The sequence below is a fragment of the Mycobacterium sp. UNC410CL29Cvi84 genome, from assembly GCF_000686745.1.
Taxonomy (GTDB): Bacteria; Actinomycetota; Actinomycetes; order Mycobacteriales; family Mycobacteriaceae; genus Mycobacterium; species Mycobacterium mucogenicum_B.
Map to the genome: position 1 here is coordinate 1 of NZ_JMLM01000020.1, position 21100 is coordinate 21100.

The 21100-nt window shown below is 68.3% G+C and carries 19 protein-coding genes and 1 pseudogene; 10 read left to right on the forward strand and 10 right to left on the reverse strand.

All coding sequences use genetic code 11. The features are described 5' to 3' along the window. The 4 genes from BR47_RS31255 to BR47_RS0123590 form a co-directional block, all read right to left on the reverse strand. Positions 1–222: transposase family protein (locus BR47_RS31255; RefSeq protein ID WP_029118606.1), on the reverse strand; the 222-nt coding region annotated here is incomplete at its 3' end. Between the two features lie 160 nt (positions 223–382). Continuing rightward, positions 383–1231, reverse strand: a complete 849-nt coding sequence (locus BR47_RS0123580) for a pseudouridine synthase (protein WP_029120984.1) — start codon at positions 1229–1231, stop codon at positions 383–385. Positions 1232–1233: 2 nt separating this feature from the next. After that, positions 1234–2979: a glycerol-3-phosphate dehydrogenase/oxidase gene (locus tag BR47_RS0123585; protein WP_029120985.1), complete on the reverse strand. Its 1746-nt coding sequence runs from the start codon at positions 2977–2979 to the stop codon at positions 1234–1236. 73 nt (positions 2980–3052) lie between these two features. Continuing rightward, positions 3053–4468, reverse strand: coding sequence for an NAD(P)H-quinone dehydrogenase (locus BR47_RS0123590; protein ID WP_029120986.1), 1416 nt, complete (start codon positions 4466–4468; stop codon positions 3053–3055). A 60-nt stretch (positions 4469–4528) separates the two neighbouring features. Here BR47_RS0123590 and BR47_RS0123595 point away from each other — a divergent pair, with 60 nt between their 5' ends. Then, the gene (locus tag BR47_RS0123595) at positions 4529–4996 is read left to right on the forward strand and encodes a gamma-glutamylcyclotransferase family protein (protein ID WP_029105535.1); all 468 of its coding nucleotides are present in this window, start codon (positions 4529–4531) and stop codon (positions 4994–4996) included. A gap of 60 nt (positions 4997–5056) precedes the next feature. Here BR47_RS0123595 and BR47_RS0123600 read toward each other — a convergent pair whose 3' ends face one another. From BR47_RS0123600 to BR47_RS0123610, 3 genes are all read right to left on the reverse strand, one after another. Then, positions 5057–5944 (reverse strand): type IV toxin-antitoxin system AbiEi family antitoxin, encoded by an 888-nt coding sequence (locus tag BR47_RS0123600; RefSeq protein WP_029120987.1) that lies wholly within the window; start codon positions 5942–5944, stop codon positions 5057–5059. A gap of 227 nt (positions 5945–6171) precedes the next feature. After that, complete coding sequence (locus BR47_RS0123605) at positions 6172–7341, reverse strand: M20 family metallopeptidase (RefSeq protein ID WP_020102818.1); 1170 nt, start codon at positions 7339–7341, stop codon at positions 6172–6174. Beyond that, positions 7338–8549 carry a M20 family metallopeptidase gene (locus BR47_RS0123610; protein ID WP_036427700.1) on the reverse strand — a complete coding sequence of 404 codons (1212 nt, stop codon included), beginning with the start codon at positions 8547–8549 and terminating at the stop codon, positions 7338–7340. Before BR47_RS0123610 ends, BR47_RS0123605 begins: the two co-directional genes overlap by 4 nt. Position 8550: 1 nt before the next feature. Here BR47_RS0123610 and BR47_RS0123615 point away from each other — a divergent pair, with 1 nt between their 5' ends. Together BR47_RS0123615 and BR47_RS0123620 are read left to right on the forward strand one after the other, a co-directional pair. Beyond that, positions 8551–9411 (forward strand): purine-nucleoside phosphorylase, encoded by an 861-nt coding sequence (locus BR47_RS0123615; RefSeq protein WP_177127426.1) that lies wholly within the window; start codon positions 8551–8553, stop codon positions 9409–9411. 8 nt (positions 9412–9419) lie between these two features. Then, positions 9420–10916: pseudogene (locus BR47_RS0123620) on the forward strand (phospho-sugar mutase); the annotation flags it as partial. Positions 10917–10983: 67 nt separating this feature from the next. On the opposite strand, the gene upp reads toward BR47_RS0123620, so the two are convergent. Next, entirely contained in the window at positions 10984–11607 is a 624-nt protein-coding gene (gene upp, locus BR47_RS0123625) for a uracil phosphoribosyltransferase (RefSeq protein WP_029120991.1), read from the reverse strand. A gap of 50 nt (positions 11608–11657) precedes the next feature. Here upp and BR47_RS0123630 point away from each other — a divergent pair, with 50 nt between their 5' ends. The 7 genes from BR47_RS0123630 to BR47_RS0123660 all read left to right on the forward strand — a co-directional run bounded on the left by BR47_RS0123630 (position 11658) and on the right by BR47_RS0123660 (position 19048). Then, positions 11658–11963, forward strand: a complete 306-nt coding sequence (locus BR47_RS0123630) for a type VII secretion target (protein ID WP_177127423.1) — start codon at positions 11658–11660, stop codon at positions 11961–11963. After that, positions 11957–13060 (forward strand): C40 family peptidase, encoded by a 1104-nt coding sequence (locus tag BR47_RS0123635; RefSeq protein ID WP_090562939.1) that lies wholly within the window; start codon positions 11957–11959, stop codon positions 13058–13060. Before BR47_RS0123630 ends, BR47_RS0123635 begins: the two co-directional genes overlap by 7 nt. Next, positions 13057–13245, forward strand: coding sequence for a hypothetical protein (locus BR47_RS0123640; RefSeq protein WP_020102811.1), 189 nt, complete (start codon positions 13057–13059; stop codon positions 13243–13245). The genes BR47_RS0123635 and BR47_RS0123640 overlap by 4 nt, the downstream gene beginning before the upstream one ends. A 10-nt stretch (positions 13246–13255) precedes the next feature. After that, positions 13256–14539 (forward strand): protein export chaperone SatS, encoded by a 1284-nt coding sequence (gene satS, locus BR47_RS0123645; protein ID WP_020102810.1) that lies wholly within the window; start codon positions 13256–13258, stop codon positions 14537–14539. A gap of 45 nt (positions 14540–14584) precedes the next feature. Then, positions 14585–15424, forward strand: a complete 840-nt coding sequence (locus tag BR47_RS0123650; protein WP_051634962.1) for an alpha/beta fold hydrolase — start codon at positions 14585–14587, stop codon at positions 15422–15424. Positions 15425–15617: 193 nt separating this feature from the next. Continuing rightward, positions 15618–16094, forward strand: coding sequence for an MmpS family transport accessory protein (locus tag BR47_RS0123655; RefSeq protein ID WP_231506762.1), 477 nt, complete (start codon positions 15618–15620; stop codon positions 16092–16094). Next, the gene (locus tag BR47_RS0123660) at positions 16091–19048 is read left to right on the forward strand and encodes an MMPL/RND family transporter (protein ID WP_029120996.1); all 2958 of its coding nucleotides are present in this window, start codon (positions 16091–16093) and stop codon (positions 19046–19048) included. Before BR47_RS0123655 ends, BR47_RS0123660 begins: the two co-directional genes overlap by 4 nt. Here the strand turns inward: BR47_RS0123660 and BR47_RS0123665 are convergent. Together BR47_RS0123665 and BR47_RS0123670 are read right to left on the reverse strand one after the other, a co-directional pair. Continuing rightward, positions 19027–20112: an adenosine deaminase gene (locus BR47_RS0123665; protein WP_020102806.1), complete on the reverse strand. Its 1086-nt coding sequence runs from the start codon at positions 20110–20112 to the stop codon at positions 19027–19029. The genes BR47_RS0123660 and BR47_RS0123665 overlap by 22 nt on opposite strands. 28 nt (positions 20113–20140) lie before the next feature. Further along, a complete protein-coding gene (locus BR47_RS0123670) occupies positions 20141–20962 on the reverse strand; it encodes a dienelactone hydrolase family protein (protein ID WP_029105530.1) in 822 nt (273 codons plus the stop codon). Between the last annotated feature and the right edge of the window lie 138 nt (positions 20963–21100).

The following is a 21100-nucleotide window of genomic DNA, read 5'->3' on the forward strand; positions in this document are numbered from 1 at the left end:
GAACACCTCAGTGGTGCCCATATCCAGTGAACGCCACCGTCGTCGGCCCCGGCCCTGGTCGTACCAGCGGGCCCGCGCACCGCACAGGCCACACCGCCCCGCCGCGGCGCGCAGCGGCCGGACATGGGCCACCAACACCTGCGCCATCTCGTCGAACTCGACGTCCTCGACGACCGTGTTCTGGACGCACAACAAGACCCGCCATAAGCTGGCATCCCGCACGCCGTTCTCCGCTCTATTGGTGACTGACCTTCGACAAGCCAGAAACCTAGACCGAGAACGGCGTTCGGCTATTCAAACCCCAAAATCACCCACACATACGTCAACAGAGCCAGGAAAGTTGACGGCTTCAGATCGAACATGCCAAGGGAGAGGCGACGGACTACTGAAATTCGCGCCCGCTCACGAACTCACGCTCCGCCCCCGTCACCGGATCGACGAACGCCAGCCGATGGGCCAGCAGCTGAAGCGGCGTCGAGAAGTCACCGGCAGGAACCTCAAGCACCGTGGGGTACAACGGGTCACCGTCGATGGGCAACCCGAGCGAGTTCATGTGCACGCGCAGCTGGTGGGTCCGGCCCGTGGCGGGCGTCAGCCGGAACAGACCATCCCCCACCGGCTCGACGAGAGTCACCGCGTTGACGTCGCCGGGCTCGATGACGGCCTGTAAAGAACCGCGCCGCTTCACAATTCGATTTCGCAGCTCGACGGGCCCGGCCAGCGTCCCGGCCGACGACCGCGCCAGATACGTCTTGGACACCCCACCCGAGGCGAACATCGTCTGATACGCCCCACGGACCTCGCGTCGGGCGGTGAACACCAAGACACCGGCCGTCAGCCGGTCCAACCGATGCGCGGGTGAGAGCTCCCACAGCCCCAAAGCCCGTCGTAGCCGCACCAGCGCCGTCTGCACCACGTGCCCACCGCGCGGCATGGTGGCCAGGAAGTGCGGCTTGTCGACCACGACGATGTTCTCGTCGCGGTACAGCACTGGCACGTCGAACGGGACGACGACCTCGTCGGGCAGGTCCCGGTACCAGTAGATGAACGCGCCTGCCGGCAGCTCCGTCGCGTCGGAGACGACCGAACCATCGGCGCAAAGCACCTCGCCGGCAAGCACTTTCGCGGCTGCCTCGTCGCCGAACCGGGACCGCAGCTCAGCCAGTACCGGCCCGCCGTGCACCCGTAGTCGGGCAGGCCCGATCCCCTCGTATCCGGGACGGACGGGCAGACTCAATCGAGCGGCACCGGCTCGAGAATCTCGGACCGGGCTTCGGGAGCCGCCGCGCGCAGTGCGTCGGCCGATTCGTCGTCGGGCTGCGTCTGCGACAGCACCTCGGCCTCGACGCGCGCCAGGTACGTCGCGACCTCGCGGTCGATGTCTTCGGCACTCCAACCCAGCACCGGCGCAACGACTTCCGCGACCTCACGGGCACAGTCGACGCCGCGGTGCTGGTATTCGATGGAGATCCGCATGCGGCGGGCCAGGATGTCCTCGAGGTGCAGGGCACCCTCGGCCGCGGCCGCGTACCAGGCCTCAACTTTGAGGTACACCGGTGCCTCGGTGATGGGCTCCAGCAGCTCGGGCCGGTCGGCCGCCATGTCCAGCACCTCCCCGATCAGCGAGCCGTAGCGGTCCAGCAGGTGCCGCACCCGGTAGGGATGCAGACCGTAGTGCTGACCCACGTGTTCGGTCTGGTTGATCAGCGCGAAGTAGCCGTCGGCGCCCAGCAGCGGCACCTTCTCGGTGATCGACGGCGCCACCCGCGTCGGCACGAACTCACTGGCCGCGTCGATGGCGTCCTCACCCATCACCCGGTAGGTGGTGTACTTGCCGCCGGCGATGGCCACCAGGCCCGGAGCCGGCACCGCGACCGCATGCTCGCGGGACAGCTTCGAGGTCTCCTCGCTCTCACCGGCCAGCAGCGGGCGCAGGCCCGCGTAGACGCCGTCGATGTCGTCGTGGTTGAGCGGGGTGGCCAGCACCTTGTTGACGTGCCCGAGGATGTAGTCGATGTCGGCCTTGGTCGCCGCCGGGTGCGCCAGGTCCAGGTTCCAGTCGGTGTCGGTGGTGCCGATGATCCAGTGTGTGCCCCACGGGATGACGAACAGCACCGACTTCTCGGTGCGCAGGATGATCGCCACTTCGCTGACGATGCGGTCCCGCGGGACGACGATGTGCACGCCCTTGGAGGCGCGGACCCGGAACCGGCCGCGCTGCTTCGACAGGGCCTGGATCTCGTCGGTCCACACGCCGGTGGCGTTGACCACGACGTGGCCGCACACCTCCGTCACCGCACCGGTCTCGGAGTCGCGGACCCGGACGCCCGTGACCCGGTCACCCTCGCGCAGCAGTGCCACGACCTGCGTCGAGGTGCGGACGACGGCGCCATAGTGCGCCGCGGTGCGGGCGACGGTCATGGTGTGCCGCGCGTCATCGACGACGGTGTCGTAGTAGCGGATCGCGCCGATCAGCGAGCTGCGCTTGAGCCCGGGTGCCAGCCGCAGCGCGCCGGCCTTGAGCAGGTGCTTCTGGGCGGGCACCGACTTGGCGCCACCCAGCTGGTCGTACAGGAAGATGCCCGCGGCGATGTAGGGACGCTCCCAGATCCGCTTGGTCAGCGGGAACAGAAAGGGCAACGGCTTCACGAGGTGCGGCGCCAGCGTCGTCAGGGACAGTTCGCGTTCGTACAGCGCCTCACGCACCAGACCGAACTCGAGTTGTTCGAGGTAGCGCAGGCCGCCGTGGAACATCTTGCTGCTGCGGCTGGAGGTGCCGGACGCGAAGTCGCGCGCCTCGACCAGTGCGACCTTCAGGCCGCGCGTCGCTGCGTCGAGCGCCGCACCGGCACCGACGACACCGCCGCCGATCACGATGACGTCGAACTGCTCGGAGCCCAACCGATTCCACGCGGTCTCGCGCTGCGCGGGACTCAGCAGGGTCTGCCCATTGCCCGGACCGGGAATCGGGTCACTCACTGCGGAACTCCTCGTGGTTACTCGTCGGTAGACCTTGCGTGACCGAGCCTACGTGGTCGGCCCTGTTCGCGCGTCAGTCCAGATCGTCATGAGCCATGAGCCGGCGGGCCGTTTCGATGATCGAGCCCGACAGCGACGGATAGACCGACAAGGTCTGCGCCAGATCGGTCACCGAGATCCGGTTCTGTACCGCCAGGGCAATCGGCAGGATCAGTTCGGAGGCGATCGGCGCGACCACCACGCCGCCGATCACCACGCCGGTGGCCGGGCGACAGAAGATCTTCACGAAACCGTGCTCGAGCAACGACATCTTGGCCCGCGCATTGGTGTTCAGCGGCAGCATCAGGGTGCGGGCCGGGACTGTGCCGGCGTCGATCGCCGATTGCGGCACTCCGACCGCGGCGATTTCCGGGCGAGTGAAGACCGCAGCCGCAACCGTGCGCAGCTTGATCGGCGAAACCCCTTCACCCAGTGCGTGATACATCGCGATGCGGCCCTGCATGGCGGCCACCGAGGCCAGCGGCAGCAGGCCGGTGCAGTCACCCGCGGCGTAGATGCCCGACGCCTTGGTGCGCGACACCCGGTCGACGGTCAGGTAATTACCGGGCCCGAGCTCGATGCCCACCTTCTCCAGTCCCAGGCCCGAAGTGTTGGGTACCGAACCGATGCTCATCAACGCATGGCTGCCCTCGACGACGCGACCATCGGCCAGGCTCACCTTGACGCCCTTTTCGGTACGGACCACCGAATCGGCGCGGGCGTTCTTGACCAACGTCACACCGCGCTCGGAGAACACCTCCTCCAGCACCGCGGCGGCGTCGGAGTCCTCGTGCGGCAGGATCTGGTCGCGGCTGGCCACGACCGTGACCTTGACGCCGAGTTCGGTGTAGGCATTGCAGAACTCGGCGCCCGTGACACCGGAACCCACGATGACCAGGTGCTCGGGCAGGTCGGTGAGGTCGTACAGCTGACGCCAGTTCAGGATGCGTTCGCCGTCGGGCTTCGCGTTGGGCAGCACCCGGGGGCTGGCTCCCGTCGCGATCAGCACGACGTCGGCCTTGAGCACTCCGGTTCGGCCGTCGGGCGTCGTGACCTTGACCCGGTGATGGGCCATTCCCGGAATGCTGTCGACCAGCTCACCGCAACCCGCCACCACGTTGACGCCGGCCCGCAACAGCTGCCCGCCGATGTCCACCGACTGACTGCGCGCCAGCGTCTTGACACGGTTGTTGATCTGCGGCAACGAGATCTTGGCGTCCTCGATCTTGATGTCGAAGCCCAGCCCGTCGGCCCTACGCAGCTCGGTGCGCACGCCGCTGGACGCGATGAACGTCTTGGACGGCACGCAGTCCCAGAGCACGCAGGCACCGCCGATGCCGTCACGGTCGACGACGGTCACCTCGGTTGCCTGCGGGCCGTAACCGGCGGCAACCAGGGCTGCCTCATATCCGGCGGGACCGCCGCCGATGATCACGATGCGGGTAGCCACGGCTACATCTAACCCCGAGTTGGGTGTTGGTCGCCGGACAACAAGCCGTAGGCTTGCCGGGTGCCGCTCTACGCCGCTTACGGATCGAACATGCATCCGGAGCAGATGCTTCAGCGGGCCCCTCATTCTCCGATGGCGGCCACGGGGTGGCTGCACGGCTGGCGACTGACGTTCGCCGGCGCGGACATCGGCTGGGAGGGCGCGCTGGCGACGCTGGTCGAGGATCCGCTCTCGAAGGTCTTCGTCGTGCTCTACGACATGACCCGCGAGGACGAGGAACGCCTGGACCGCTGGGAAGGCTCCGAGCTGGGGATCCACAAGAAGATCCGCTGCCGGGTGCACCGGGTGTCGTCGGACACCTCGACCGAGCCCGTGCTGGCCTGGTTGTACGTCGTCGACGCCTGGGAAGGCGGCCTGCCCTCAGCGCGGTACCTCGGCGTCATGGCCGAGGCCGCCGAGATCGCCGGCGCCCCCGCGGACTACGTCCACCACCTCCGCACCCGCCCGTCCCGCAACATCGGTCCATAACCCGCGAGCGGCCGTGTTTGTACAGCGACACACCGTGTTTCGCGTGCAATTCGAGGCCACTCACGCGGCCTGAGCGCGACCAAACTGCACATCGATTCGTGCGACCAACTCGTCCGGGCGATACCGGACGTCCTCGAACACCATCGAGATCGCCGTCCATCCGACGTCCATCAGTGCCGAGCTGCGCTCGCGGTCGGCCAACATCGCATCCGGTCCGCTATGCCAATCCAATCCGTCGTACTCGGCGGCGACCATGTACCGCGGCCACGCAAAATCCAGCCGACGCAACTTTCCCCGGCCGTCGATGACCTCGTACTGCAGCTCAGGCATCGGTAGACCGCCATCGATCATCACGAGGCGCGCCTCGCTCTCCATCGGCGACTCGGCGCGTGGATCCGCGATTGGCAACATCTCCCTCACGACGACGATTCCGCGACGTCCGGCCTGCTTGGTCACCGCCCGCGACAGCTCCACCCGGTCGCAGGTACCGGAACGCAGAGCAGCATCGAGCGTCGCCAGTACGCGCGGCCTTCGCAGTGAGCGCGCCACTTCAATCGCAGTCCATGCCGGCGCGGTCGCAGGCCTCCCCTGCGCGATCGCCATCGGTGCGCCGTCGCGGCGATGGATCACCAGACCTTCGGCGTGCCGAAGGTGCGAACCCACTGGATTGAGGACGTGCAGATCCTGCGGATTCTCGGTGTCGAATCCGTAGAGCGCCGCCGCCGTCCCCAGGCACACCGGGACCGGCTTGCCGGCCGCGAGGTCAAGGCCGCGCAAGCGCGTCCAATCGTCGGGCTCACCGCGTGAGTAGATGCCCTGCCAGATACGTTCCAGTGCACCCGTTTTGAGATGAGAGTCAAAGGTCCTGCGGGACAGCATCTGCAGGATCTGCGCGCTGGTGGCTACCCCATGCTGGCCGTCGAGCAGCGCTTGTAGGTCGGCGTTCACGACATCGATGGTCGGTATCGACGGCGGCTGCCGAAAGACGCTTCACGTGATCTGTGGATAAATCACGAACTGTGGAATTTCGCGGTACGTGGAGGGCGCGCAGATCAGTGCGCAGTTCGCGGCCGCTCGCCATCGGTGAGCGGCCCCTCAATGCACGCGAAACACGGCGTGTCGCCGTACAAACACGGCCGCTCGCGGGATGAGCAGACACCCACGCACGCTCGCGGCTAAAAGGCAGCGGCCTGCTCGACGATGTTGACCAGCACCCGGACGCCGACGGCGAGGGCGCGTTCGTCGAGGTCGAAGTTGGGCTGGTGCAGGTCGAGTTGCGGGCCGACGCCGGGCCACACGCCCAGGCGCGCCATGGCGCCCGGCACCTCTTCGAGATACCACGAGAAGTCTTCGCCGCCACCGGATTGCTTGGTGTCGGCAAGCGCATCGGGGCCCAGCGCCTCGATGGCGTGGGTCATGATCCGCGTCGACAGCTCCTCGTTGACCACCGGCGGGACACCACGGCGGTACAGCACCGTGTGATCCACGTTGAGCGGCTCGAGCAGCGACGAAACGATCTCGCGGACAATCGATTCCATCTCCACCCAGGCGTCCCGGCTGGCGGTGCGGATGGTGCCGGCCAGGGTGCCCGTCTGCGGAATGGCGTTCGAGGCGAACCCCGCGTTGACCGCGCCCCACACCATGACGGTGCTGTGCCGCGGATCGACGCGGCGCGACAGGATGCCGGGGACGCCGGTGATCAGCGAGCCGAGCGCGTAGACCAGATCACCCGTGAGGTGCGGGCGGGACGTATGCCCACCCGGCGAGTGCAGAGCGATCTCGATCTGATCGGCGGCCGAGGTGATGGGCCCCGGAATCGTGGCGACCTTGCCGACCTCGAGCCGCGGATCACAGTGCAACGCAAAGATTCTGGACACCCCGGCCAGCGCGCCCGCGGAGATCGCGTCCAGGGCGCCGCCGGGCATCAGCTCCTCGGCGGCCTGGAACACCAGGCGCACGCCGACCGGCAGCGTCGGCGCGGACGCCAGCGCCAGCCCGGCGCCCAACAAGACCGAGGTGTGGCCGTCGTGCCCGCAGGCGTGCGCCACGTTGGGGACCGTCGAGGCGAAGGGCAGGCCGGTGCGCTCGTCCATCGGCAGCGCGTCCATGTCGGCACGCAGGGCGATCCGCGGCCGGTCCTCGGGGCCGAAGTCACACGTCAGACCGGTGCCGCCGGGCAGAATCTTCGGGTTCAACCCGGCCTCGGCGAGCCGCGTCGCGACGAACTTGGTGGTCTCGAACTCCTGCCGGCCCAACTCGGGGTTGGCGTGCAGATGCCGCCGCCAGCCGACCAGGTCACCGTAGTTCGTGGCCAGCCAGCGCTCGGCGTGGTCCGAGAGGGTCATCCGCGCCCTGCCTTCACTTGTCGCTGAACCGCTGCCCGGTCCGCCATCTTCTGCAATACCCGGGCCCGCTCGTCGGGTGTCTGCGCCAGCGCAACGACGGTGCGCGCCAACATGATCGCACCCTCGGTCACGGCCTTGTCCGCACTCGGCCCCGCCGCGGCCGCGGTGAACTCCGGCTGGTGGATCGACGCCCCGTTGGCCTCGATCCCGACGACCGGGTGGATACCCGGCATCACCTGCGTGACGTTACCCATGTCGGTACTCCCAAGCGGCACAGACACTTCCAGGTCCGTCGGCAGCGGGGTACGGCCGAGACGCTCCATCTCGGCGCGGAACACCGTCGTCAACCACGGATCGGGCGTCAGCGCGTCGTACCGCGGCGACACCTCCGTCACCTCGTGCGTGCAGCCCGCCGCCAAGGCGCCGGCCGCGAAGCAGGAGAACATCCGCACTTCCAGCTCGTCGAGCGACGCCGAGTCCGTGGCCCGCATCGTGTACAGCAATTCCGTATGCGCCGGAATCACATTCGGCGCCTGACCGCCGTCGGTGACGATGCCGTGCACCATCTGGCCCGGCGTCAACTGCTGACGCAGCAGCCCGATCGCCACCTGCGCGACCGTCACCGCATCGGCGGCATTGATGCCCAGGTAGGGCGCGACGGCGGCGTGCGACTCGCGTCCGCGGTAGGCCACCAACACCTCCGACAGCGCCAGGGACCGCGCGCCCGCGATGTCGACCGGCCCGGGGTGCAGCATCACCGATGCCGCGACGTCGTCGAACACGCCGGCGTTCAGCAGCAACGCTTTGCCGCCGCCGGCCTCTTCGGCGGGCGTGCCGATCAACGCCACGGTGATGCCGATCTCGTCGGCGACCTCGGCCAGTGCCAGGGCGGTGCCGACCGCCGACGCGGCAATGATGTTGTGGCCACACGCATGTCCGATGCCGGGCAGCGCGTCGTACTCGGCACAGATGCCGATCACCAGCTCGCCGCTGCCGTAGTCGGCACGAAATGCGGTGTCCAGACCACCAGCGGCCCGGGTGACGTGAAAGCCGCGCTCGGCCGCGAGCGCCTGGGTCTTGGCGCAGCTCCGGTGCTCCGCGAAAGCCAGTTCCGGTTCGGCGTGGATCGAGTGCGACAGCTCGATCAGATCGGCACGGTGACGCGCGACGGCATCGGTGACCGTCTGCAGCGCGTCTCCCGTGAGCATCATGGAAGTATCGCACCGGCCCGTTCGGCCGCGGTCGGCAACTAAGGTGGACGCCGTGACCGATCCGCAGGCCACCCCTGACTCCGCCGCCACTGCGGCCGCCACCGGCATCCGTGACCGCACCGGCATCGCCGGCTTCGATGTGGCTGTCATCCTCGGTTCCGGCTGGGCGCCGGCCGCCGCGGTCCTGGGCGAGCCGACAGCCTCCATCGCGATGGGTGACCTGCCCGGATTCACCCCACCCACCGCGTCGGGTCATGGCGGCCAGGTACTCGCGCTGCAGGTCGGCGGCCGCAATGTGCTGGTCCTGCTGGGCCGCATCCACGCCTACGAGGGCCACGACCTGCGGCATGTCGTCCACCCGGTGCGCACCGCCATCGCGGCCGGCGCGAGCACCGTGGTGCTGACCAACGCCGCCGGCGGCCTGCGCGCGGAGTACTCGGTGGGCCAGCCGGTCCTGATCAGCGACCACCTGAACCTGACGGCGCGGTCGCCACTGGTGGGGGCGCAGTTCGTCGACCTGGTCGACGCCTACTCACCGCGGCTGCGCGCGCTGGCCCGCGCGGTCGACCCGTCGCTGACCGAAGGCGTGTACGCCGGGCTGCCCGGCCCGCACTACGAGACGCCCGCCGAGATCCGGATGCTGCGGACCCTGGGCGCCGATCTGGTCGGCATGTCGACGGTGCACGAGACCATCGCGGCCCGCGCCGGCGGCGCCGAGGTGCTGGGCATCTCGATGGTGACCAACCTGGCGGCCGGGATGACCGGTGAGCCGCTGAGCCACGCCGAGGTCCTGGAGGCCGGACGCCAGTCAGCGACCCGGATGGGGACGCTGCTGGGCGAGGTGCTGGCGCGGTTGTGACCGGCACACCCCTGACCTTCGGCACCGCAGGCCTGCGCGGCCCCATGCGTGAGGGCCTCGACGCCATGAACGTCACCACCGTCAGCCGCGCGACGTGGGCCGTGGCGAAGGTGCTCAAGGACTGTTGCCTGGGCGGGTCGACGGTTGTCGTCGGTCGCGACGCGCGGCACCACTCCGACGAATTCGCGACGGCGACGGCGGAAATCTTTGCCGCCGAGGGGTTTTCCGTCGTCCTGCTCCCCCATCCGGCGCCCACCCCGGTCGTGGCATATGCGGTGCGGCAGCTCAATGCTGTTGCCGGCGTACAGATCACCGCGTCGCACAATCCACCGGCCGACAATGGCTACAAGGTGTACTTCGACGGCGGAATCCAGATCGTCCCGCCCACCGACCGCGACATCGAAACGGCGATGCGCCAGGCGCCGGCCGAGATCGCCCGGCAGCCCGTCACGCCCACCGACGAATCCCTCATCGAGCAGTACGCGCGACGGGCCGGGTCGCTACGCCGGACCCGCGGCAACGTCCGGCTGGCGTTGACGGCCCTGCACGGCGTCGGCGGCGCGCTGGCGGTCGACGTGTTGAACCGCGCCGGCATCACCGATATCCACACGGTCGCAACACAGTTCGACCCTGACCCGGACTTCCCCACCGTCGCGTTCCCCAACCCTGAGGAACCCGGCGCCACCGACCTGCTACTGGCGCTGGCCGCGGAGAACGACGCCGAGGTCGCCATCGCCCTCGATCCCGACGCGGACCGCTGCGCCGTCGGAATCCCGACCACACAAGGCTGGCGCATGCTGTCCGGCAACGAAAGCGGTTGGCTACTGGGCGATTACCTGTTGTCGAACCTGGCTCCCGACGAAGCCAAGGAGACGGTGGTCGCCAGCTCACTCGTCTCGTCGCAGCTGCTCGCGAAGATCGCCGCCGCGTACGGGGCCCACCACGTCGAAACCCTGACCGGCTTCAAATGGCTCGCCCGCGCCGACAACGACATCCCCGGTGCCACGCTGCGGTACGCCTACGAAGAGGCCATCGGGCACTGCGTCGACCCCGACGCCGTGCGCGACAAGGACGGCATCAGTGCGGCCGTGCTGGTCTGCGATCTGGTTGTGGCACTGCGCGATCAAGGCGAGACGGTGCAGGATCGGCTGGACGCGCTGGCCGCGAAATTCGGCGTCCACGTCACCGGCGCGGTCTCGGTACACACCGATGCCGACGCGGTGATGGTGCGCCTGCGCGCCGAGCCACCGACTCAGATCGCGGGTGTGCCGGTCCGTCTCGAGGACCTGGCTCAACTCCGCGGCCAGCGGCGCACCGACGCCCTGATCTTCACCGGCGACGGCCTGCGGGTGGCGGTGCGCCCGTCGGGAACCGAGCCGAAGATCAAGTGTTACATCGAAGTCGGCAAGCCGCCGACTGCCGATCTGGCTGCCTCGCGGGCCGTCGCCGAATCAGAACTCGCAAGAATCCGGGCCGCCGTGGCTGACCTGCTCGGCCCGGCCTGACAGCTCCAGACCGCAAGTGTTGCAAGACAAGACGACACGCCGAAGCCTGACACGCCAAACGTCACCGTCAGCGTGGACCGAACTGCCGATCCCCCGCATCACCCAGGCCCGGCACGATGTAGGCATCGTCGTTCAGCGAAGCGTCGATTGTGGCGGTGAACAACTTCAGCGACGGAACCGCCTTCTCCACCAACGCAATTCCCTCCGGCGCACACACCACGCATACTGCGGTGATGTCGTCGGCGCCGCGGTCGACCAGGAGCTGCAGGGTGTACGCCAGCGACCCACCGGTGGCCAGCATCGGGTCGAGCACCATCACCGGCCGGCCACTGAGATCCGCCGGCAGGGACTCCAGATACGGCGTCGGCTGGTGCGTCGTCTCGTCACGGGCCATGCCGACGAAGCCGACCTGAGCCTCCGGAATCAGCGCGTGCGCCTGGTCGACCATGCCCAGACCGGCCCGCAGCACCGGGACCAACAACGGCGGGTTCGACAGCCGCGAACCGGTGCACGTCGCGACCGGGGTCTGCACCGGCAGCTCTTCGCTCGCCAGCGCGCGCGTGGCCTCGTAGACCAACATCAGCGTCAGATCGCGCAATGCGGCCCGGAATCCGGCATTGTCGGTGCGCTCGTCGCGCAGTGTGGTCAGCCGCGCCGCGGCCAGTGGGTGATCGACGACCCGGACATCCATGGGCGCCAACATTAATGGAACCGAACGGGCGCGGCGGCCGTCTTATCCACATGATCCGAAACCTGACCGTGGACCCGTCAGCCCTGCACAGCCTGTCCGCGGACTACCGCGGTCACAGCACCGAGCTGGCCGCGCACGCCGCGGACCTGACCGCCATCGCGCGACAGTTCAACGTGTTCGGGCCCGTGGGCGAAGCCTTTGCCGCAGCCCTGGCACAGGCGACGCACCAGCACGCCCAGTTGGCGTATCGCCTCAGCGCCCATCTCGACACCGGCGCCGCAACGGCCACTGCCACCGCGGACAACTTCATCGACGCCGACCAGAGCGTCGGCGGCCGGATCGGAACCTGGTGGTGACGGGCTCGCTGGCCGCCGCACTGGCGGCCCCGATCCGGGAGGTGCGGGCGTTGGTCGGTCCAGCCGGCCCCGATCCGGCCGAAGCCCTGCGCGCGGTGCAGTCCGGTCTCGACGGCGTCGCGGCCGGCGCAGACAGTACGTGGCAGCAGGCCCAGGGCCAGTGGACCGGCGCGGCAGCAGGCAGCGCGGGCCAGTTCGCGAGCGCGGCGGTCACCGCCATCGTGGCGATGGCGCTGTCGGCCGGTCAGCTGAGCACGCACACGGAGCTGGCCGCAGCCGCCGTGACCCGGGCTCGCGAACGACTCGACATCATCCTGCGGAACTTCGAGGCCAGGGCCACCGAACTGGAAGCCACCCTCGAATCCCCGGCCGACGCCGCCGCGCTCATCGACGAAGCCGGCCGTGCCCTCGATGAGGCCATCACCGTCGTCGACGAGCTGCACACCGAGCTCGCCGCTCAGGCCGAGCAGATCACCGCGACGACGAGCGCCCCTGTACCCCCGAGTCACGGGTCACCTTGGGAGGCAAGCGGATCAGGGGCCGGGCCGGGCATGAACGTGCCGAGCCTCGGCACGTCGTCGGGACAGGGCGCCGGTTGGGGCAGCGGACTCGGCGCACTCGCCACTCCCGCAGCGCACGCCGCCCAGACCGCGCTCGGCGCACGAAACCACCGCCGGCCACCCGACCCCGAGAAATTCGGTGTCGGTGAAGCCGTCACGCTGCCCGACGGCAGCACCGCCACCGCACCCAACAAAGTCGCGGCCGACGCGGTGCGGCACGCCCTCACCCAACTCGGCGTGCCGTACGTGTGGGGTGGCACGACGCCCGGCGTGGGGCTGGACTGCAGCGGCCTGACGCAGTGGGCGTATCGCGAGGCCGGACTCGACCTGCCGCGGCTGGCGCAGGAGCAGGACGTCGGCGCCGCCGTGGACCGCGGCTCGCTGCGCCCGGGTGACCTGGCGGTCTGGGATGGCCACGTCGCGATGATCGTCGGGAACGGCCTCATGGTGGAAGCAGGCGATCCGGTGCAGCTGTCCCCGATCCGAACGACCAACCTGAATCAGGGTTTCCACGGCTTCTTCCGCCCGACGGCATGACCGCTGCCGACTACGACGACGCGATGGCCCGTGCCCGCGCGGCGCTCGCGGTACTGAAGCGCGCCGCCGCGGAGCTGTCGACGCCGGGCCACGACGCCGAAGCCGCCGGCGCCGTCCTCCGCCACCTGCGCGACGATCTGCATCGACAAGATGCCCCCAGCGTGGCCGAACCCACACGTCGATAGGCTGTGCCGCATGGCTGCTGACATCGTGCCGGTTCGGCTCGGGTTGACCAATGGCGATCTGTACACCCTGTGGGCGCCGCTGTGGCGCGATTCCGACGACGAGTGGGAAGCGTTCCTCGGCCACGGGGACGACCTCTACGCGTTCGAATCCGTCGCTGACCTGGCCGCTTTCGTGCGGACCAACAACGACAACGACCTCGCCGACCACCCCAAGTGGAAGGCGCTCGGCGAGGCCAACGCCCACCGCCTGAACCCCGACGAGAGCCACCTGCACGACCTGGTCGGCGTGCCCGAGCTGGTCGCCGAGAAGCCCACCGAGGAGTCCGTCACCGCACTGCGGCGGACGCTTCAGGTCGTCGGCGCGCTCGGCTCGGTCTGCGACCTGATCGCGGTCGCGAAGTTCTTCAACGGCAACCCCGTGCTGTCGACGCTCGGCGGCGGCGCCGAGGCCTACTCCGGCCGGGCCGGCCGTAAGCGCTGGGCCGACATCGAGGCCGCCGTCGGCCGCAGCTGGGACCACGTGCTGGACGCCATCGACGCCCTGGTGACCACCCCCGAGGTCGACGCCAAGGCCGCCGAGAAGGCCCAGGCCGAGCTCGACGAGCCCGCGCCCGAGCCCGAGGAAGACGAACTCGACGAGGTCGACGAGACCGGCGCCGACGACGTCGTGATCGAAGACGAGGTGGACACCGACTCCGAGGAGGCGGCCCTCACCGCGCAGGCCGAGCGTCAGCTGCTCGGCAGTGACGAGGACTTCTGGGAGCGCGTCGGCATCGACCCGATCCGCATCATGACCAACGGCGGCACGCTCTACACGCTGCGCTGCTACTACAACGACCAGCCGCGGTTCCTCGGCCGCAACGGCCGCGTCACCGTCTTCAGCTCGGAGCGCACGCTGGCCCGCTACCTGGCCGACGAGCACGAGAGCGACCTGTCCAGCTTCGAGGCGTACAGCGACATCCGCACCGCGGCCACCGACGGCTCGCTGCAGATCCGCGTCACCGAGGACAACGTCTACGTGCTCAGTGGTCTGTCCGACGACATCGCCGACGGCCCCGAGGCCGTCGACCGCGAGCAGCTGGACCTGGCGGTCGAGTTCGTCCGCGACGTCTGCGACTACGCCGAGGACGGCACCGCCGACAAGTACCTGACCACCAGCCAGCCGCTGGGCAAGTTCGTCGGGCACGTGCTGGAGCCCGAGACCGTCGGCGCCCCGTCGAAGCCGTACGCCGAGGCCGTCGCCCAGTGGGAGACGCTGGAGCGTTTCGTCGAGTCGCGCCTGCGTCAGGAATGACGCGCGCTGCGATGAGTTAGGGCCGCCGGTCGGGTCTGCACTGGCATGCCCCAGACCAGCGCCCAGCCCATCGTCCGAAACCTCGCCGTTCCCGGCGCCACCCTGCAGTACGAAGTTCGCGGCAGCGGGCCGGTGCTCGCCGTCATCGGTTCGCCCATGACGGCATCCGAGTTCGCCGCGGTGGCCGACGCCCTGGCCGTCGACCACACCGTCGTGACGTACGACCCGCGCGGGCTCGGCGCCAGCCCCATCGACGATCCCGCGCAGGACTCGACGCCCGAACTGCGGGCCGACGACGTCGCCGCGATCCTCGAGGATCTCGGCGCCGGTCCAGCGGACGTGTTCGGTTCCAGCGGCGGCGCGGTCACCGGCCTGGCGCTGGCCGCCAAGTACCCGGGCTGGGTGCGGACGCTGGTCGCGCACGAGCCACCGCTGCTGGAGTTGTTGCCCGCCTCGGAAGCCGCGAAGCAGCGCGCGGCGACGAACGACATCATCGCCACGTTCCACAGCGACGGGCCCGGCGCGGCCATGGCCAAGTTCATGGCGACGGCGGGCTTCGACGAGCCCGACGACGGAGCGCCGGTACCGCAGGGGCCGCCGCCCGCGTCCGACGAGATGGCCAAGCAACTCGCCGACCTGTCCCGCTTCTTCAACCACGAATTGCTGTGCACCACAACGTATGTGCCTGATCACGAGGCATTGAAGGCCAGCCGGATCGTGGTGGGCATCGGCGCCGATTCCGCGCATCTCATCACCCACGGCACCTCGGTGGCGCTGTGCGCCCTGCTGGGCGTCGAACCCGTCATCTTCCCGGGCGATCACGGCGGGTTCATGAGTGCGCCCGCCGAATTCGCCGACGCGCTGCGGGCCGTTCTATCTGACTGAAACCCCAAGTCACCCGGGCACCGCCCGCGCTCACAGCCGACACACAACTTCGCCGCGTTGCAAAATTAGTTAGCAAGGCGTAAGAATTTCCCAAGAATCCGCTGAGTGAGCGGAGCCGCCCGGCAAGGGCACGAGGGCAGCAAGCTTGATCGTCGGGGTTTCGGTCAGCGCGCGTTGAGCGGAAGGTGGTCGGGTGCGGTCAGAGTCGACTGGGCGACAAGGGAAGCAGGCGCCGAAGGGCCTGCTGAAGAAGGTCTGGATACCGCTTGTGCTGGCCGCCGTATTGGCGGTGTCGGGCCTCGTGGTGTCCCGCCTGCACACGAAGTTCGGGTCCGAGAACCTCAACGCGCATGCCGGCGCGGGCATCGAGATCGTCCAGTTCAACCCCAAGGTCCTGGTGTACGAGGTCTATGGGCCGCCCGGGACCTCGGCCGACATCAGCTACTTCGATCCCGACGCCAACGTGCACTCGGTGAGCGCCGCACTGCCGTGGTCCATCACGCTGTCCACCACGCTGCCGACCGTCAGCGCGAACCTGATGGCGCGCAGCGCCAGTGAGCAGAGCAGCGACCACATCGGCTGCCGCGTCACGGTGAACGGCACCGTCCGCGAGGAGCAGTCCGCAGATGGCGTCAACGCCCAGACCTACTGCCTGGTGAAGTCCGCATGACCGACACACTCGAGACACAGCACAAGCCGGCCGAAAAACGGCCGAAGTTCGCTCACGCCCTGCGCATCCTGTCGGTGCCGATCATCCTGTTCTGGCTCGCGATCGCCGTCCTGGTGAACGTCATCGCGCCGCCGCTGGAGGTCGTCGGCGAGCTGCACGCCGCACCGATGGCCCCCGAGGACGCCCCGTCTATGCACGCGATGAAGTTGATGGGCGCCAACTTCAAGGAGTTCAACTCCAACAGCACGATCATGATCGTCGTCGAGGGCAAGGAACCTCTGGGTCCGGACGCCCACAAGTACTACGACGAGATCATTCGCAAGCTCCAGCAGGACCCCGAGCACATCCAGCACATCCAGGATTTCTGGGGTGACACGCTGACCGCGGCCGGTGCGCAGAGCGCCGACGGCAAGGCGTCGTACGTGATGATCAACCTCGCCGGTGAGCAGGGCATGACGCTCGCCAACGAGGGCGTCGACGCCGTCCGCAAGGTCATCGAGGAGACCAAGGCGCCGCCGGGAGTCCAGGCGCACGTCGCCGGTCCCGCCGCGCTGACCGACGACATGCACGTCATCGGCAACGCGAGCCTGATCATGATCACGCTGATCACCCTCGCCGCGATCGCGGGCATGCTGCTGGTGGTCTACCGCTCGGTCCGGACCACCCTCGTCCAGCTGTTCCTGACGTTCCTGGCGCTGCTGACCGCGCGCGGCGTGGTGTCGGTCCTCGCCACCCACGACGTGTTCGGGCTGACGACCTTCGCAGGCAACATCCTGACGATGCTGGCCATCGCCGCGGCCACCGACTACGGCATCTTCATCTTCGGGCGGTATCGCGAAGACCGCGGCATCGGCCTGGACCGGGACGACTCGTACTACGCGACATTCAAGTCCGTCGCCCCCGTGATCGTGGGTTCCGGCCTGACCATCGCCGGCGCGACGTACTGCCTGAGTTTCTGCCGCCTGCCGTACTTCACGACGATGGGCGCACCGGTCGCGATCGGCATGCTCGTCGTCGTCGCGATCTCGGTGACGCTGGGCCCGGCCGTCCTGTACCTCGGCAGCCGCGTCGGGATGTACGAGTCCAAGCGGCCGCCCCAGAGCCGCTTCTGGCGCCGCATCGGGACGGCCGTGGTGCGTTGGCCCGCACCGATTCTGGTGGCCAGCCTGTTCGTCGTGCTCGTCGGCATCGTCGCCATCCCCGGCTACAAACCGGCCTACAACGACCGCTACTACCTGCCCGAGGACGCCCCGGTGAACGTCGGCTTCGCCGCCGCCGACCGGCACTTCACGCAGGCCCGCATGAACCCGGACATCCTGATGGTCGAGTCCACCCACGACATGCGCAATCCGGCCGACATGCTGGTGCTCAACAAGATCGCGAGCAACGTGATGCACACCGACGGCATCGCGATGGTGCAGAGCATCACCCGGCCGCTGGGTATCCCCATTCAGCACAGTTCGATTCCGTTCCAGACGAGCGTCTCGGGCCAGACCAGCAACATGAACCTGCCGTTCCAGCGCAAGCAACTGGAGGACCAGCTCCGGATGGTCGACGCCACCAACGTGTCGATCAGCATCCTGGAGAAGCAGTACGCGCTGTCGCTCGAGCAGACCAAGCTGACGCAGGACTCGGCCCGTAAGTCGCAGGCACTCCTCGAGGTCACCGAGGAGATGCGGAACAACATCGCCAACTTCGATGACCAGTTCCGGCCGATGCGTAACTACTTCTACTGGGAACCGCACTGCTTCGACATCCCGATGTGCGCGGCGATGCGGTCGGTGTTCGATTCCCTGGACGGCATCGATGAGTTGACCGACCGGACCGGCGACGTCCAGGTCAACACCGACAAGCTGGCCGACCTGGCACCGAAGCTGACGGCACTGCTCCCCCAGACCATCGCGTCGATGAAGACCAGCCGGGACCTGTCGCTGGCGTCGTACAACTCGCAGAAGGCCCTCATCGACCAGATGCAGGCCATGAACGACACCGCGCTGTCGATGGGTGCCGCCTTCGACGGCGCCAAGAACGACGACCTGTTCTACCTGCCGCCCGAGGCCTTCCAGAACCCGGACTTCGAGCGCGGCCTGAAGATGTTCATGTCGCCGGACGGCAAGTCGGCGCGCATGTTCATCACGCACCAGACCGACCCAGCGACGGTCGACGGGATCAACCGTGTCGAGTCCGAACGCAAGGCCGCCCAGGACGCCTTGAAGATGTCGTCCCTGTCGGACGCCAAGATCTACCTTGGCGGCGTCGCGGCGACCTACAAGGACATGGCCGACGGCGCCCGCTACGACTTGATGATCGCCGTCATCTCCTCACTGACGCTGATCTTCATGATCATGCTGATCCTGACCCGCAGCGCCGTCGCGGCGCTGACGATCGTCGGCACCGCGGGCAGTTCCATCGCCGCGTCGTTCGGCATCTCGGTGCTGCTGTGGCAGGACCTGTTCGGGATTCAGGTGCAGTGGCTGGTCATGCTGATGTCGGTCATCATCCTGTTGGCGGTCGGCTCGGACTACAACCTGCTGTTGGTCTCCCGGTTCCAGGACGAGATCCACGCCGGCCTCAAGACCGGCATCATCCGGTCCATGGCCGGCACCGGCGGTGTCGTCACCTCGGCCGGACTGGTGTTCGCGGCCACCATGGCCGGCATGATGGCCAGCAAGCTGATCGTGCTGGCGCAGATGGGTTCGACCATCGCGATCGGTCTGCTGATCGACACCTTCATCGTGCGGTCGCTGCTGATGCCGTCGATCGCGGTGCTGCTCGGCCGCTGGTTCTGGTGGCCGCAGGTGGTGCACCCGCGCGGCAAGTACAACACCGAGAAGTTCGTGCCGAAGGCGTTCCAGCAGCCCGCCCAGCAGGAGACGGTGTCGGCGGGCGCGGCCGGGCGCTCCGGATTCGTCGACGACGCCCCGACCGACAGCTACCCGACCAGCACGGCGTAGCGCGGTTTGATGACGTCGTCGATGATCGCCAGTCGCTCGTCGAACGGGATGAAGGCCGACTTCATGGCGTTGATGGTGAACCGCTGCAGGTCGGTCCAGCCGTAGCCGAACTCGTTCACGAGGAGCGCCATCTCCTGCGTCATGGTGGTGTCGCTCATCAGGCGGTTGTCGGTGTTCACGGTGACACGGAAGCGGAGCCGCGCCAGCTGGTCGAACGGATGCTCGGCGATGCTGGCCGCGGCGCCGGTCTGCACGTTGCTGCTCGGGCACATCTCCAGCGGAATTCGCTTGTCCCGCACGATGTTCGCCACCCGACCCAAGTGGAAGGTGCCGTCCGGCCCCTCCTCGATGTCGTCGACGATGCGGACGCCGTGGCCCAGCCGATCAGCGCCGCAGAACGCGATGGCCTCGTGGATGGACGGCAGGCCGAAGGCCTCACCGGCGTGAATCGTGAACCGCGCGTTGTTGCCCCGCATGTATTCGAAGGCATCGAGGTGGCGGGTCGGAGGGTAACCGGCCTCGGCACCGGCGATGTCGAAGCCGACCACACCCCGGTCGCGGAACCGGATGGCCAACTCGGCGATCTCGCGAGACCGGGCGGCGTGCCGCATGGCGGTGACCAGACAGCGGACCGTCGTCACCTGCCCGGCCGCGGCCGCCGCCTTCTCGCCGTCCGCGAACCCGGCCAGCACCGCGTCCACGACCTCGTCCAGCACCAGGCCGCCGTCGATGTGCAGTTCGGGTGCGAACCGCACCTCGGCGTAGACGACGTTGTCGGCGGCCAGATCCTCGACGCATTCGTACGCGACGCGGTACAGCGCATCGGTGGTCTGCATGACGCCGACGGTGTGCGCGAACGGCTCCAGATACCGGACGAGCGATCCGCTGTGCGCCTGGGTGCGGAACCACTTCGCGAGCTCGTCGACATCCATGGTGGGCAGGTCGCCGTAGCCGCTCTGTTCGGCCAGCTCCACCACCGTGGCGGGACGGAGCCCGCCGTCGAGGTGATCGTGCAACAGCGCTTTCGGTGCCTGCTTGATCTGATCCAGCGTCAGGGTGGTCATCCGTCCATCTTGCGCCGGATCGTCGCTTTTAGCCCGCCGGCTCGTCCGCCAGCAGCAGGCGCGTCCGGAACAGATCCAGCACCTGGTCCAGCGCCGCCCGGGTGGCCTGGCCCGGCTCGTCGATCAGGTGCTCGGTGACCACCGAGTGCGGTGGGAGCCGGGCATCCGGGTTGGCGTCGGCGTCCTCGAGTTCGACGGCGATGAAGGCGTCACCCAGCTGCTCGCGCAGGAAGTCGAAACGCTCTGCGGGAACCAGCTTGTCGCTCTTGAACCGCATGCCGATGACGTTGAGCCCGCGGGCGCAGCGGCCTTTGACGACCTCCAGGTCGGCCGGCGAGATGTCGATGTTGCGGCGCTGTTTGGCGGTCAGGCCCAGGGGCATCGACGGCTGGGACAGCACCGGCGCCAGGATGACGTCGTCGGTGGCCATCGCCAGGGCGTAGCCGCCGGTGAAGCACATTCCGATGGCGCCGACGCCGGGGCCACCGCAGCGCTCGTGTTCGGCACGGGCCAGGGCCCGCAGCCAGTCGACAACCGGCGACGTCTTGCCGGTCGCGAGGATGGTGAATTCCTTGCTGATGCACGACGGGACGACGGACGCCATGCCCTTGAGCGCCGCCAGATTGCTGGCGTTGGGGTCCAGGCCCGGGATGCCGAAAAGGTGCGGCAGCACGGCGGTACAACCCAGGTCGGCGACCTTGCGGGCGAAGTCGAGAACCTTGGGCGTGATGCCGGGTATCTCGGCGATCACGATGACGGCCGGGCCGGTGCCCTTCCGAAAGACCGTGCGGGTCGTGCCGTCGTGGGTGAACTCGGTGCGCTCGAAGTCGCGGAGGTCATCGTCAGCCATGGGCATGACCCTAGCCGTGGACCCCCACCAGAGCCATGGATGACTTTTCGCCCACCGCGAATCGGCCACGACCTGGCCAATCGAAGAAATTTACGGGTATGTCTATTTCTGTGGGTTACCTGTGCGTAAATTTAGCCG